This is a genomic window from Kitasatospora sp. NPDC036993, from assembly GCF_055607525.1.
Genome location: NZ_JBVJRP010000018.1, coordinates 37908 through 51344, shown reverse-complemented (window position 1 = coordinate 51344; position 13437 = coordinate 37908). Strand labels below are relative to the sequence as shown.

General features: G+C 71.2%; 11 protein-coding genes and 2 pseudogenes. 8 read left to right on the top strand and 5 right to left on the bottom strand.

Annotated features, from left to right (window positions below; genetic code table 11):
* Positions 1-189 precede the first annotated feature (189 nt).
* Positions 190-546 (bottom strand): beta/gamma crystallin domain-containing protein, encoded by a 357-nt coding sequence (locus ACZ7C5_RS30755; protein ID WP_401092230.1) that lies wholly within the window; start codon positions 544-546, stop codon positions 190-192.
* Between the two features lie 613 nt (positions 547-1159).
* Positions 1160-2128, bottom strand: a complete 969-nt coding sequence (bla, locus tag ACZ7C5_RS30750) for a class A beta-lactamase (RefSeq protein ID WP_470323914.1) — start codon at positions 2126-2128, stop codon at positions 1160-1162.
* Positions 2129-2299: 171 nt separating this feature from the next.
* Between bla and ACZ7C5_RS30745 the strand changes: the two genes are divergently transcribed.
* The 3 genes from ACZ7C5_RS30745 (at position 2300) to ACZ7C5_RS30735 (ending at position 5619) form a co-directional block, all read left to right on the top strand.
* Positions 2300-3250 carry a LysR family transcriptional regulator gene (locus tag ACZ7C5_RS30745; protein WP_470323913.1) on the top strand — a complete coding sequence of 317 codons (951 nt, stop codon included), beginning with the start codon at positions 2300-2302 and terminating at the stop codon, positions 3248-3250.
* Positions 3251-3351: 101 nt separating this feature from the next.
* Positions 3352-4215, top strand: a complete 864-nt coding sequence (locus ACZ7C5_RS30740) for a serine hydrolase (RefSeq protein ID WP_470323968.1) — start codon at positions 3352-3354, stop codon at positions 4213-4215.
* A gap of 1008 nt (positions 4216-5223) precedes the next feature.
* Positions 5224-5619, top strand: a complete 396-nt coding sequence (locus tag ACZ7C5_RS30735; RefSeq protein ID WP_470323912.1) for a helicase associated domain-containing protein — start codon at positions 5224-5226, stop codon at positions 5617-5619.
* A 267-nt stretch (positions 5620-5886) separates the two neighbouring features.
* On the opposite strand, the gene ACZ7C5_RS30730 is transcribed toward ACZ7C5_RS30735, so the two are convergent.
* Both ACZ7C5_RS30730 and ACZ7C5_RS30725 read right to left on the bottom strand, forming a co-directional pair.
* Positions 5887-6018: a hypothetical protein gene (locus ACZ7C5_RS30730; protein ID WP_401092275.1), complete on the bottom strand. Its 132-nt coding sequence runs from the start codon at positions 6016-6018 to the stop codon at positions 5887-5889.
* 150 nt (positions 6019-6168) lie between these two features.
* A complete protein-coding gene (locus ACZ7C5_RS30725) occupies positions 6169-7278 on the bottom strand; it encodes a DUF2776 family protein (RefSeq protein ID WP_470323911.1) in 1110 nt (369 codons plus the stop codon).
* Between the two features lie 309 nt (positions 7279-7587).
* Here ACZ7C5_RS30725 and ACZ7C5_RS30720 point away from each other — a divergent pair.
* Positions 7588-8037: pseudogene (locus ACZ7C5_RS30720) on the top strand (IS5 family transposase); the annotation flags it as partial.
* 15 nt (positions 8038-8052) lie between these two features.
* On the opposite strand, the gene ACZ7C5_RS30715 reads toward ACZ7C5_RS30720, so the two are convergent.
* Positions 8053-8916, bottom strand: coding sequence for an alpha/beta fold hydrolase (locus tag ACZ7C5_RS30715; RefSeq protein ID WP_470323967.1), 864 nt, complete (start codon positions 8914-8916; stop codon positions 8053-8055).
* A gap of 57 nt (positions 8917-8973) precedes the next feature.
* Between ACZ7C5_RS30715 and ACZ7C5_RS30710 the strand changes: the two genes are divergently transcribed.
* From ACZ7C5_RS30710 to ACZ7C5_RS30695, 4 genes and pseudogenes are all read left to right on the top strand, one after another.
* On the top strand, positions 8974-9579 hold the full coding sequence (locus tag ACZ7C5_RS30710) for a TetR/AcrR family transcriptional regulator (RefSeq protein WP_401092225.1): 606 nt from the start codon (positions 8974-8976) through the stop codon (positions 9577-9579).
* Positions 9580-9617: 38 nt separating this feature from the next.
* Positions 9618-10085 carry a hypothetical protein gene (locus ACZ7C5_RS30705; RefSeq protein ID WP_401092224.1) on the top strand — a complete coding sequence of 156 codons (468 nt, stop codon included), beginning with the start codon at positions 9618-9620 and terminating at the stop codon, positions 10083-10085.
* Positions 10086-10168: 83 nt separating this feature from the next.
* A pseudogene (locus ACZ7C5_RS30700) lies at positions 10169-11311 on the top strand (IS256 family transposase); the annotation flags it as partial.
* Positions 11312-11371: 60 nt separating this feature from the next.
* Entirely contained in the window at positions 11372-12565 is a 1194-nt protein-coding gene (locus tag ACZ7C5_RS30695; RefSeq protein WP_470323910.1) for an IS256 family transposase, read from the top strand.
* The last annotated feature ends 872 nt before the right edge of the window (positions 12566-13437 follow it).

Here is a 13437-nt window from a genome sequence, read left to right as displayed (position 1 = left end):
GGCAGGCACCAGGCCTGTCAGGCCGCGGCGCCACAGACCGGTGCCGGCCATGCCGGGGGGCATGGCCGGCACCGATGAGCCGGGCTGGAGCGAATTCACGCCACGGAAAAATTCGACGGCGACCCAAGTGATGGGACTTGTGGCGATGCGGCCGGGAGAATTCCGAGCGGGGCCCGCTCCGCCGGTTCTTCAGAGGATCCGGATGGAGTCGACCTTCGGCGGGCGGTTCGGGTACGAGATGTCGGTCCAGCGGTTGACCCGCACCGAGTCGCCGTTGGCGTCGGAGTAGACCAGGTCGTTGTTTCCCGTGGAGATCCGGTCGACCCACCACCCGCCGAAGCCGATCGTCCCGCCGTTCGCGTAGCAGTCGACGCTGTCACGGCCGTCGAGGTGCGACCAGATCTTGAGGAAGTCATTGCGGCTTCCGTCACACGGGATGTGGTCGATGGCGAAGGCACTGCCGGACGGCACGGCCACGGTCAGCGTGGCCGCCGCGGCGAAGGCCACGGCCATCGAACCCACGACCTTCTTCGCGTTCGAGAACATGTATCCTCCCCAGTCAGATGAAATTTCGAATCGAATTCAGCTGTGCAACGAATTTCTGTTGCGTCGTGCCCAATCAGTATCCAGGCCGTTTTTATGAGGGTCAATCGAACGCGCCTTGACCCAGCGTGTTCCAGGCCATTTCCGTGCGGGATCTCCGCAAGGCGTGGGGTGCTTTGTTTCTGGTGTGGCCCGAGAGGTTCCGGGGCCGGGGGGCCGGAACGTCGACCGAAGGCCACCTGTCGGCCGTTCTGACATGGGGAGATCGTGGGACCGCCGAACGCGCCGGACCGGTGCTCGGGGGCACGTGGCCAGAAAAGGGACTACCCGGAGGCCGGCTCGGCCACCAGGGCACCGGTGCAGGCCAGTCTTCCCGGCGGCGCGAGGCTGTGCCGCGCCGACACGCGCCACACGGGTTCGCGGCCCGGTACGGCGGCCGCCGCGCCCACCACGCACCGCGCCCCGCCGACCCGTTCCCGTTGGGACTGGGCCGGCGACACCCCCTGACGCGGTGGATCGCCGCTCGGGGCCGGCACCGCCGGGGCCATCATCGCGGCCGGGGCTCCCGGTCGGTCGGGAAGGGGAGCTCCTTCGGGAGGGGACGCTCCTACGGACGTCAGCCGAGGGCGCTGACGACGGTCTTCGTCGCCCGGGCGATCAGGGCGTCGTCGGAGGTGGCGTCCGCCTTGCCGCGGTCGGTCAGGACGACGATCACGATCGGGCTGCGCCCGCCCGACGGCCACGCCACGGCGACGTCGTTGCGGGTGCCGTAGCCCGCGTTGCCGGTCTTGTCACCGATCCTCCAGTCGGCGGGCACCCCCGCGCGGATGTACGGGCCGCCGGTCGTGTTGCCGACCAGCCAGTCCGTCAGCAGCCCGCGCCGGCCTTCCGGGAGGACGTCGCCGAGCACGTAGCGGCTCAGGTCGGCGGCGAGGACGCGCGGCGTGCTGGTGTCGCGGGCGTCGCCCGGGGTCGCCTCGTTGAGGGTGGGTTCGGTGCGGTCGACGCTGGTGGTCGAGTCGCCCAGGTCGCGCAGGGACTGCTGAACGGCCGCCGGGCCGCCGAGTTCGGCGAAGACGAGGTTGGCCGCGGTGTTGTCGCTGTACCGGATGGAGGCGGCGGCCAGGTCACGCAGCTTCATGCCCGTCGCCACGTGCTGCGAGGTGATCGGTGCCCACGCCAGCACGTCCTCCTGGCGGTAGGGGACGACCTTGTCCAGGTCCGCGTCGGACGCCTTGCGCAACAGGGCCCCGGCGGCGAGCGACTTGATCGTGGACGCGAACGCGAACCGCTCGTCGGTCCGGTGGACGACCTCCCGGCCGCTGCCGGTGTCCACCGAGTACACGCCGAGCCGGGCGCCGAACCGATGCTCGAGTTCCGCGAAGGCCGCGTCCGCCGCATCGGCCGAGGCCGCCCCCGCGCCCGCCGTCACCGCAGTCGCGCCGGGGGCCGCCGTGCCGGGGGCCGCCGCCGTCGAGGCGCCGCCCGCCTGGCCGCACCCGCCGACCAGCGCGGCCACGAGCAGGGCCACCGCGGGCAGCGCGGTGCGGGTACGGGCGCCGGTACGGCGGAGGTCGGGCGTCATCGGTGGTCTCCCCAGGAGGTTCGTGCAATCGCGGTCACGGGCGCGCCCCGCAGCGGTGGTCCACACCGCCGCGATCCGCGCGATCAGGCTCAGCCAAACAGGCCACGGGCTCCCCAGTCCAAGACCGCAATCGTGAAATGAACGATAAGAAAACACCTATGATTGCTGCCCATGGACCTGCTGGGGCACCTCCGCCACTTCCGCGCCGTCGCCGAGGAACGGCACTTCGGCCGCGCCGCCGAGCGCCTGCGCATCGCCCAGCCCTCGCTCTCCCAGCGGGTCCAGCGCCTCGAACGCGAACTCGGCGTGACCCTGTTCGACCGCGGCCCGCGCGGCGTCGACCTCACCCCGGCGGGCCGGCTGCTGCTCGTCGAGGCCGAGGAGACCCTGGACAGCGCCGCCCGCCTCCTCGCCACCGCCGCCGACCTGCGCAGCGGACGGGCCGGCACCCTGCGCGCGGCCGTCCCGCCCGAACTCGGGCCTGCCACCCTCGCCGCGCTGCTCACCGGCTTCGAGACCGCCTCCCCGGGCACCCGGCTCGAACTGCGGGAACTGCCCGTCGCGGCCGTGGTGCGCGAACTCGCCCAGCACACCGTCGACGTCGCCGTCGTCCGCCACCCCTGCCCGGCCGACGGACTGGCCTTCGGCCCCGTCCTGCACCAGCCGCTCGGCGCCCTGCTCGCCGCCGGCGGCCCGCACGCCGACCGCCCGGAGCTCGCGGTGGCCGACCTGACCGGCCTGCGCCTGGTCCTCTTCCCACGCGCCACCGCCCCGGCCCTGTACGACGAGGTCCTCACCACGCTGACCAGGCACGGCTGCACCCCCGAGGCCGTCGTCGAACCCCCGGGACCGGACGTCGCGGGCGCGCTCGTGCTCACCGGCAGCGCCATCGCCCTGGTGCCGCGCACCACACCCCCACCGGGTACAGTCTGGCGTCCGCTTACCGGCACCCCGCTGGCCTGGCGGACCTCCACGGCCTGGTCGACCGGGCGGGGCGGGCCCGCCGTCCGGCTGTTCGCCCAGGCCGCCCACGAGGCGCTGACCGGCCCCGGCGGCCTGCTGCCCCAGCCGCCCAACCGCCCCCCGCTCTACCCCCGGCCCGCAATGGAGTTCCCGCTGTGACCAGCGACCGCACCACAGCCGACCGTCCGGCCACTGACCGTCCGGCCACTGACCGTCCGGCCGCCGACCGGACCCCGCACGGCCGCGCCGCGCGCACCCGCATCGCCGCGGCCTTCGCCGACGCCGGCGTCACCGGCCGGCTCCACGCACGCGACCTCGACACCGGCGCCGAGATCGGCCTCGGCGCCGACACCGCCGTCTCCACCGCCAGCGTCCACAAGCTCTGCCTGCTCGTGACGCTGTACCGGGAGGCCGCCGCCGGCCGCATCGACCTCACCCGGCATGTCGACGTCCCCGCCGCCGACCGCACCCCCGGGGCCACCGGCCTCGGCGCCATGCTCGACGACGCCCGCCTCTCCCTGCGCGACCTCGCCTACCTCACCGCCGCCGTCAGCGACAACACCGCCGCCGACATCCTGTGGGACCGGATCGGCCTCGACACCGTCAACCGCACCATGACCGACCTCGGCCTCACCCGCACCGTCGCCGTCCACAAACTCCGCGACCTCATCGCCGCCCTCGCCGAGGACACCGGCCCCGACTCCCCGGTCGACCCCGCCGTCGTCGCCCGCCTCAGAGTCCTCGACCCCGCCTTCACCAACCACAGCACCCCCCGCGACATGACCACCCTGCTCGCCGCCCTCTGGCACGGCGACGCCTGCCCTGGCGACCACGGCGCCGCCCTGCGACGCCTCCTCGGCCTCCAGGTCTGGCCCCACCGCCTGGCCTCCGGCTTCCCCTACGACGACGTCCGCGTCCACGGCAAGACCGGCACCCTCCCCACGCTGCGCCACGAGGTCGGCGTCGTCGAATACCCCGACGGCGGCCGCTACGCCCTCGCCGTCTTCACCCGCGCCGCCGCCACCACCATCACCCTGCCCGCCGCCGACGCCGCCATCGGCACCACCGCCCGCCTCGCCGTCGACGCCCTCCGGGCCCAGTCGGCCGCCGGCCGGGCAGGCTGACCGGGCCCGCCCCGGCCCGGCCGGCCGTTCCTCGCCCAGCCCCCTGCCGGGCGGCCTCCACCCCACCACCCCACCACCCCGGCCCCTGCGCCCCGCCCCAGCCCTGGAAGACCCCCCAGGCCGCCCCGACGCGGGACCCGCCCAGGGCTTGGGGGCGCAGGCGGACAGGGCCGGCCTGGGGCTGCCTGGGGGCGTTTCTCGGCGGGCGTCGGGTCTGGGCTGGGTCAGCGGCAGTCGAGTCCGAGCGTATGGGAAGTGCCATCGCAGTGATCCGGGGCGTAGGCCTCCCGGCGAGGCGCAGCCCCGCCATCTCCGGCGGTTTCGCACGCCCCTTCACCTCTGCCCCGAGAACTGCCCTGCGGGATCTGTGGATAGAGCCCGCTCTCCGGTATCGGTGAACGGCCAGTCGCACAAGGTGTCGAAGGGAACGTCATGCACGCGCGAGAAAAGCGGAACCGGTCGTCGGACGAACGAGACACCGCCTCGCACCGCGTGAGCGGGCCGAACCCGCTGGTTCAGCGCATGCTGGACCTCCAGCGGACGGCGGGGAACGCCGCGGTGGCCCGTATGGTCGAGCAGGAGCGGCACCTGGGTGATCATCCCGGTCTATCTGCCGACGCCGGAGGTCGGCGACGACGGCGCGACCGCTGACCCGGCCGAGGTCCACGACACCGGGGAGGCCGTGAAGGCCGAGGCCGAGGCCGAGATCGAAGCCTCCAGCTTTCGCACGATCTGGCGGGTCCTGTTCGCCCTGGCCGCGCACGACGCCCGGGTGGTCGGCCGGATCACCGAGCTGCGCGCCGGCCGCTCGCAGGGCGCCGCGCACGCCACCGCGGCCGAGCCGGCTGAGGGCGAGGCCGCCGAGCCCGCGGCGAGGGGGAGCAGCAGCCTGCCCCGGTCGAGTCACCGATCGAGTGGCTGCGGATCAACGCCCGCCAGCACGCCGCGAAGACCCTCCAGACCGTCAAACTCCGTGCCTTCAACCCGCGCGCGGTCGAGTGGCAGCGGATGCACGCCGTCGCCGTGTTCCACCTCCGGCACGGCCACCTCGCGATCCCGGCGACCGCCAAGCTGGACGACTACGCGGTCGGCGCCTGGATGCGCCGCCAACGCAAGGCCGCAGGCCTCACCGCGGACCAGGTCACGAAACTGGACGCGCTGGACGAACTGTGGCGTCTGGAGCCGGACTGGAACCGCTCCTACCGCCGCCTGCTCGCCTACCTTGCCGCCGGCGGAACCCTCGACGGCCCGGCGAACCGCACCGGCCTCGGCGACGACCCGTCCTTCCGCCCCGGCACCTGGCTGCGCAAGCAGGACAAGGCCCGCACCGACGGCAAGCCGACCGAGCAGCAGACCGCGCTCCTGGACGCACTCACCCGACACCCCGAGACAGTCACCGGCTGACCCGCCCCGCAAGTTCCCGCCGTCCCGGCCCACCAGGCCGGGACGGCCGTCGCACCTCGTTCCCGACTTCCGGAGGCACCGCGCGATGACCGGCACCACCCGCCCCGACCCGGCTCGCACCGCCGCGCCCGAACGGCTGGAGCCGGCCCTGTACGGCAGCCGGCCCGAGCCCGCCGACCGTGACCTCGGCCGACCGATCCCCGACTCCCCTCCGGTGCGCGGTTCGATGTGGCCGCGCTGGACCCGGCATGACGGCATCCGCACCCTTCACCACGGCGCCGGCCTGGCCCGCGGCCGGGTGCCGGCGAAGTGCCGTTCGTCGTCGGCGATCAGAGCCGGGTCCGCCTTGGCGGCGAGCCGCTCGGGCACCTCGAAGGCACTGGTCGTCTGCTGGGTCATGTGTCCTGCTTCTCCGATCCCCTGCCGGGCAATTGCACGCGGTACACCCGGTATATGCGGTTTGCGCTGGTTTCCCGATTCGGTCAGCGACTGAGCGCCAGGGAGGGGGCCTTGCCGCAAGGCCCCCTGTCCGGTAGGAGTCGGACAATGTCAGGAGAGCTTCGGCTCCCTGCCTTCGCTGTTCTCGGCCGGCTTTTCGGGGCTCCGGTCGGCGACGCCGGCCTCCAGGACGGAGACCACGGCGAAGAGCGAGAAGCAGGCGGCGCCGAGGCCGACCAGGACCCGGGCCGCGACCATCACGTCCGGGTCGGCCGACTCGAACAGGAACGCCGACATGAACAGGCACAGCAGTGTGGTGCCGACCGGGACCAGCGGGGCGCGGCCGGCCGGCGGCGCGGCACGGCGCCAGCCGAGAGCGAGCGGCAGCACCGCGCTCAGCACTGTCCAGCACAGCAGACCCAGCCCGATCTGCACGTACCCGGTGGCCAGTTGACCGGGCCGGGGGTCCAGGGCGACGACGACCAGGCCCCCGGTGATGTCCATGGCGCCGAGCACGGCGGCCGGGACGAGCCACCAGACCCGCTCCCGCCGGGTGTACGTGTTCCGGATCTGCCGCAGCAAGGTGATCACCAGCCCGATCAGGGCGGTGCAGACGATCGCCTGGTCGACCACCACGTGCCCGGCCGTGAAGCGCCCGTCCGAGTCCCCGCCGCCCCCGTTGGCCAGCATGACGATCGCCCACGCCCAGGCGGCGGCGGCCGCAAGGACTGGGACCGCCACCAGCGCCCGGGCCGCGGACCGGCCGAACGGCGCGGGCGAGCGCGGCGGGGAACCCTCCGGCAGGACGGCGTTCTGCCCGAGCAGCGTGAAGCGGGTGGCGACCGCGGCCACCGACGAGACGCACACGCAGACCAGGCCGATGCCGAGGACCACGCTGCCGGCCACGAAGTCGGCCACCGGCCGGTGGCTCTCCGCCAGCAGGCCCAGCCCGTAGCCGACGGCGGCCCCGGCCACCGCGAAGCCGAACGCCGGGTAGCCGATCCGGTCCAACGCGCCGAAACGGCCGATCAGTTGCCGCACGACGGTCGCCGCGACGGCGAACAGGCAGAGACAGACAGCGGCCAGGAAGACCAGTGTCAGGCCCGCGACCCGGGCGCCCGGCCCGGTGGAGTGCGCGAGGACGTAGCCGCCGAGCGCGGCCGACACCGCGCCCATGAGCAGCGGAATCGCCCGGAGGAGCACGCTCATTCCGTGGGTCACCAGGTCTCCTCGTTCCCTCGCGCCCGCCGGTTCCGGGCGGCAGTCAGTGTTCAGCCCGCCGGGTCTCCGGCCGGGACCCCGGCGGCGGGTGTCCACGGATTTCGTCCGATCGGCTCACGGCGACACCCGCCGTGCGGGCCCCCGGCGGTGGCCTGCGATGCTGTGGCGGACACGACGGGCAGCGCGGTCACAGGCGGCCTGGAGCGCCTCCAGCGGGCATGGACGCCGGCCGGGTCAGCGCCAGTCGAGGCCGTGCGCGGTGAGCCGGTCGAGCTGCGCCTCGGTCAGCTTGGCCCGGCGGCGGTGGCCCAAACGGGACCGAGCCCGGTCGACCGCGCCCGACCGGGCTCGAAGCACCACGTGATCACCGACGGCCAGGGTACGCCGCTGGTCATCACCCTGACCGGCGGCAACTGCCACGACGTCACCCAGCTCCTGCCGCTCCTGGACTCGATTCCCCACATCCGCGGGAAGACCGGCCTGCCACGCCACCGACCCCGCCGGCTGTTCGCCGACCTCGGCTACGACTACGACAAGTACCGCCAGCTGCTGTGGAAGCTGGGCGTCAAGCCAGTCATCGCCCGCCGGGGAGTGCCGCACTGCTCCGGGCTCGGAGCCGTGCGGTGGGTCGTAGAGCGAACGAACGCCTGGATCCACGGCTTTCGGCGCCTGCGGATCCGCTGGGACATCCGCGACGACATCCACGAGGCTTTCCTCAAACTGGCCTGCTGCGTAATCACCTACCGACGCGTCCGAGCCTTGTGTCAGCTCCTCTTAGCGGCCAACGGTGTGGAGGATGCGGTCGGTCACCAGGTCCGGCTGGTCGGTGGGCAGCGCGTGGCCGGCGTCGGGTACGACCTCCACCCGGGCCGAGGGCACGAGACTGCCCACGCGGTCGGCGACCTGGCGCGAGTCGTGCATGGCGCTGCGCGCCCCGAGCAGGAACAGGGCGGGAACGTGCAGGCCGCGCAGTTCCTCGTCGGAGAAGACCGGGGGCACGGGGAGTGCGCGGCGGAATCCGATCGATGCGCGCATCAGACTCATCAATTCGCTCTCCAGGATGGTGCTGTTGCCGACCAGGCGGGCCAGACGGGGGCGGAGTGGACGTGGTGCGGCTGCGGCAAGTCCGCCGGCGATGAGCCAGGCGTAGAACCGGGGTCCGAAGCCGGCGAAGCCCGCGGGATCCAGCAGGGTCAGGGAGGCGGTGCGGCCGGGGTGGTGGATCTGGTGGTTCAGCGCGAGCCAGCCGCCGTAGGAGCAGCCGACGACGTGGGCGGTCGGCACTTCCAGTGCGGCCAGGAGTTCGTCCAGCCAGGCAGCGCCGTCCCGGCCGTCGCGGATGGGGGCGGCCTGCACGCTCGCGCCGGGCTCGCCGATCGTGTCGACGGCGATGACCGGACGGTGCCGGGCCAGTGTGTCGATGTACCGGTGCCACATCAGCGCGTTCCCGCCAGAGCCGGGCAGCAGGATGATCGGCTCGCCGCTTGGTGGTCCCGTCCGGTAGGCGCGGGTGGTCCCGAACGCGGTCGGAAGGTCGAGTGCCGTCCGCTGTCCGGGCCACAGTTCGGCAAGTGTCCGCTCGTAGACGATGCGGAATCGGTCTTCGGCCCGCTTGTTCTTGAACTGGCTGATTCGCATGGTACACCCGTATCACAGCATGATACGGGTGTACCACTGGCGATGGGAGGCAGGCCGATGAGCGCGCAGGTCGATCACGAGGAGCGTCGACGACAGATCGCCGAGGCGCTCTTGCGCACCGCCGACACCCAGGGCCTGCAGGCGGCCAGCATGAGGGCGGTCGCGGCCGAAGCCGGCGTCTCCCTGCGGCTGGTGCAGTACTACTTCACGACCAAGGAAGGGCTGCTGCTTGACGCGCTGGCCAGACTCCGTGCCCAACTCCAGGCCCGCATGGAGCAGTGGATCAACGCGGCGGGGTCCCCGCCCGCGCCGCGCGGTACCGTGACCGCGGTCCTGTCGTGCATCCTGCCGACCGATCCGGAAAGCCGCCGGATCACCAGGACCTACGCCGCCTACTACGCGCTGGTGCTCGGCAACCCCGAGGTGCTGGAGAAGCACGGCGCGGCCCAGCCCGAATTGCTGGAGGGCTTCCTCGCCAAGCAGATCCGCGCGGCCCAGCAGGCCGGGGAGATCGACTCCGGCAGGAACCCCGAGATGACCGCCGCCGGACTGCTGGCCATGGTCAACGGCCTCGGATCGAGCGTGCTGGGTGGCCAACGCACCGGCGACGCCGCGTTGGCGATCCTCACCCATCACCTGGACGAGCTGTTCCGATCGCCCTGATGAGGTTTCAGGGGGGTGTAGTTGCGGTGTGGGATGGCGTGTGGACTGGACCGACCCCGCACAAGTCGACCGAGCCCTGGTCGCCTTCGAGGACCTGGTCCTTCACGGCATCCGCGTTCGCTGACGGTCAGGCCGTCCCGCTGGAACGCGACGGCCTGACCGTCAGCGAACGCGGCCGCATCACCTGGATCCGGCCCCCGCTGCGCTCCCAGACCCAGGACCTCATCGGCCTGCGAGACCCCTCAGGCATCCTCGCCGAGCTCCAGCGCATCTCCCGTGACCTGGCCACCGACCCGGCAGGCGCCATCGGGAGCGCCAAGCAGCTCATCGAAGCGACCGCCAAGACCGTCCTGCTGGAACGCGGCCTGACCGTCGACGAGAACGCCAAGATCCCGGCCCTGGTCAAGCAGGCGCAGAAGGCCCTCGCTCTCGACGCCTTCGCCATCACCCCCGGCCTCAGGGAGTGTCATGAATCAGGTGGACACCCTGATCAAGGGAGACACTGATGAGCTCGCTGACGGATCACCAGATCGGGTCGGTTCCTGACGGAACGGTTTCGTCGGAGTCCGTAGACGCCGATGCCTTGGACATGGGTCCGAGGAAGAACACCGGCGGGTCGGATGTGGTGGCGTCGGTCGCCGAGCTGGCGGCCGAGCAGGCCAGGGCCGGCGGGATGCAGCTGCTCGGTGAGGGCGGGCTGCTGCAGCAGCTGACCCGGCACCTGCTCCAGGAAGCCCTGGAAGCCGAGATGGACGAGCACCTGGCCTCGACCGCGGAACCGGGCCGCTCCGCCCGCAAGGGCGGCAGCGCGCGCAACGGCTACCGGATGAAAACCGTGATGACCGAGGCCGGGCCGGTCACGCTCGAAGTGCCCAGGGACCGGGCCGGCACGTTCGAACCGAAGGTCGTGCCCCGGCACGCGCGCCGCACCGAGGGCCTGGACAACCTCGTGGTCTCGTTGACCGCGAAGGGCCTGACCAGCGGGGAGATCGTCGCGCACCTGGCCGAGGTCTACGGCATGACGACCAGCAAGGAGACCGTCTCCACCATCACCGATCGGGTCCTGGAGGGCATGTCCGAGTGGCGCACGCGCCCCCTCGACCCGGTCTACCCGGTGCTGTTCGTGGACGCCGTGAACATCAAGGTCCGCGACGGACAGGTCGCCAACCGGCCCGTCTACGTGGTCCTGGGCGTCACCGCCGACGGCTACCGCGACATCCTGGGCCTGTGGACCTCCAGCGGCGGCGAGGGCGCCAAGTACTGGCAGTCGGTCCTGACCGAGATCAAGAACCGCGGCGTGAAGGACTGCCTGATCCTCATCTGCGACGGCCTGGCCGGGCTGCCCGACGCGGTCGCCCAGGTCTGGCCCCAGACCGTGGTGCAAACGTGCATCGTCCACCTGCTGCGGAACTCCTTCCGCTACACCTCCAAGCGGGACTGGGCGGCGGTCGCCCGGGATCTCAAGCCCGTCTACACCGCGCCGAACGAGCAGGCGGCCCTGGACCGGTTCGCCGAGTTCGCCGCCGCCTGGGAGGCGACCTACCCGGCCGTGGTGCGACTGTGGGAGAAGGCCTGGTCCGAGATGGTCCCCTTCCTCGCCTTCGACGCCGAGATCCGCAAGATCATCTGCACCACCAACGCCATTGAGAGCCTCAACTCCCGCTACCGCAGGGCCGCCGGCGCCTGCGGCCACTTCCCCAACGACCAGGCCGCCCTCAAACGGCTCTACCTGGCCGCCCTCGCGGGTCTGTAAAAAGAACGGTGTAACTCCCGATCAAGGAAGTAGCACCTGATGACAGACGTGATCGTCTCCGCCGAGGCCGTGGAGGCTGTGCGGCCGCTGGAGTTGCAGCCGGATGCCCTTGACGACCAGTTGATCGGGCAGCTGGTCGACCGGGCCCGTGCGAGCGGGCTGCAGCTCACCGGTGCTGGTGGCTTGCTCCAGCAGCTGACAAAGAAGATCCTGGAGTCCGCGCTCGAGGGCGAGATGACGGACCACCTTGGCTACGAGAAGCACGATCCGGTTGGGGCCGGCAGCGGGAACTCGCGCAACGGCACGCGGTCGAAGACCGTGCTGACCGAGGTCGGCCCGGTCGAGATCGACGTTCCCCGGGACCGGGAGGGCTCGTTCGAGCCGCAGCTGGTCCGCAAGCGTCAGCGGCGCCTGTCGGGGGTTGACGAGATGGTGCTCTCACTGTCCGCCCGTGGCCTGACGCACGGGGAGATCTCCGCGCACCTGGCCGAGGTCTACGGCGCCGAGGTCTCCAGGCAGACCGTCTCCACCATCACCGACCAGGTGATCGAGGGTATGTCCGAGTGGCAGAACCGCCCCCTCGACCCGGTCTATCCGGTGGTCTTCATCGACTGCGTCCATGTGAAGCTCCGCGACGGCCAGGTCGCCAACCGGCCGATCTACGTGGCGCTGGCGGTCACGGTCGAAGGCACGAGGGAGATCCTCGGGTTGTGGGCCGGCGACGGCGGCGAGGGCGCCAAGTACTGGCTGCAGGCCGTCACCCAGACCTGCATCGTCCACCTGATCCGGGCCTCGTTCCGCTACGCGGCCCGCCAGGACTGGGACAAGATCTCCAAGGCTCTCAAGCCCGTTTACACGGCTCCGACCGAGGACGCCGCCCTGGAGCGGTTCGTCGAGTTCAGCGAGGCCTGGGGCAGGAAGTATCCGGCGATCGTGCGGCTCTGGGAGAACGCCTGGGCCGAGTTCGTGCCGTTCCTGAGCTTCGACATCGAGGTCCGCCGGGTCATCTGCACCACGAACGCGATCGAGTCCGTGAACGCCAGGATCCGCAAGGCCGTCCGCTCGCGCGGGCACTTCCCGAACGAGCAGGCGGCCCTGAAGTGCGTCTACATGGCGATCATGTCCCTCGACCCGACCGGTGACGGCCGAAAGCGGTGGATGACCCGCTGGAAGGCCGCATTGAACGCCTTCGAGATCGCCTTCGACGGCCGCCTCTCCGCTGGCCGTCGTTAACTCAACCCAACCGAGTTACACCGTTCGCTGGACAGACCCACCCTCGCCCTCGACCCCACCGGCCGCGGCCGACAGCGCTGGAGCAACCGCTGGATGGCCGCCCTCAACGCCTTCGACATCGCCTCGACGGACGCCTGTCAGCCGGACGGGCGTAGGCCACCCGGCCCACACTCGCCAGGAAGATCAACACCTAGTACAAACGGGTGCCGTACACCTAGATCGTGATAGTCCCCGGTCTCATGAGGATTTCGGGGGGTCTTGTTACGGCATGAAGAGGTCTGTGGGCTGGGGTTCTGTGAGTTATGTGCGACAGATCTTCGGGGTGGTGGGTGGTCTGGTCGTGGTGTGTGGGCTGGGGTTGTGGCAGTTCGGGTGATTCCAGTCCCGGGTGTCGTGGGTGTTGTCTCGGTCTAATGGCTGTTTTGGTGTTTTCGCTGGTCAGGGTGGTGCTGGCTGGTGTGGTTGGGAGGTTTCCGGGTCTGTTGTGTGGCGGGTTCGGCGGGGGCCTGGGAGTGGCCAGCGGTGGTGTGGCGGTCTTCTCGGTGAGCATGAGGTGTTCTCGCCCGGGGGCCGATACCCGCAGGTAGCGGATGACCAAAGAGGTGGCGTCTGCCGGGTGCGGGTGGTGGGGCGTGTGGTGTGCGAAGTCTCAGCTGGATGTCCTGAGGCTGTCTCACTGATGTGTCAATGATGTGTTGGCCGAGGGTGCCGGAAGGCGCGGGCATCCTGCTTCAGCTGTATGTCATTGAATGAGATCGGTGCATGACGACTTGTGAGAATTCCCAAGCCACTCTGGCGAGAATTGCAATAGCCGTAGCCCTCTGACCAGCCACTTTGAAGCCATTGCATCTGCATGCGCAGGAAATCGGTTC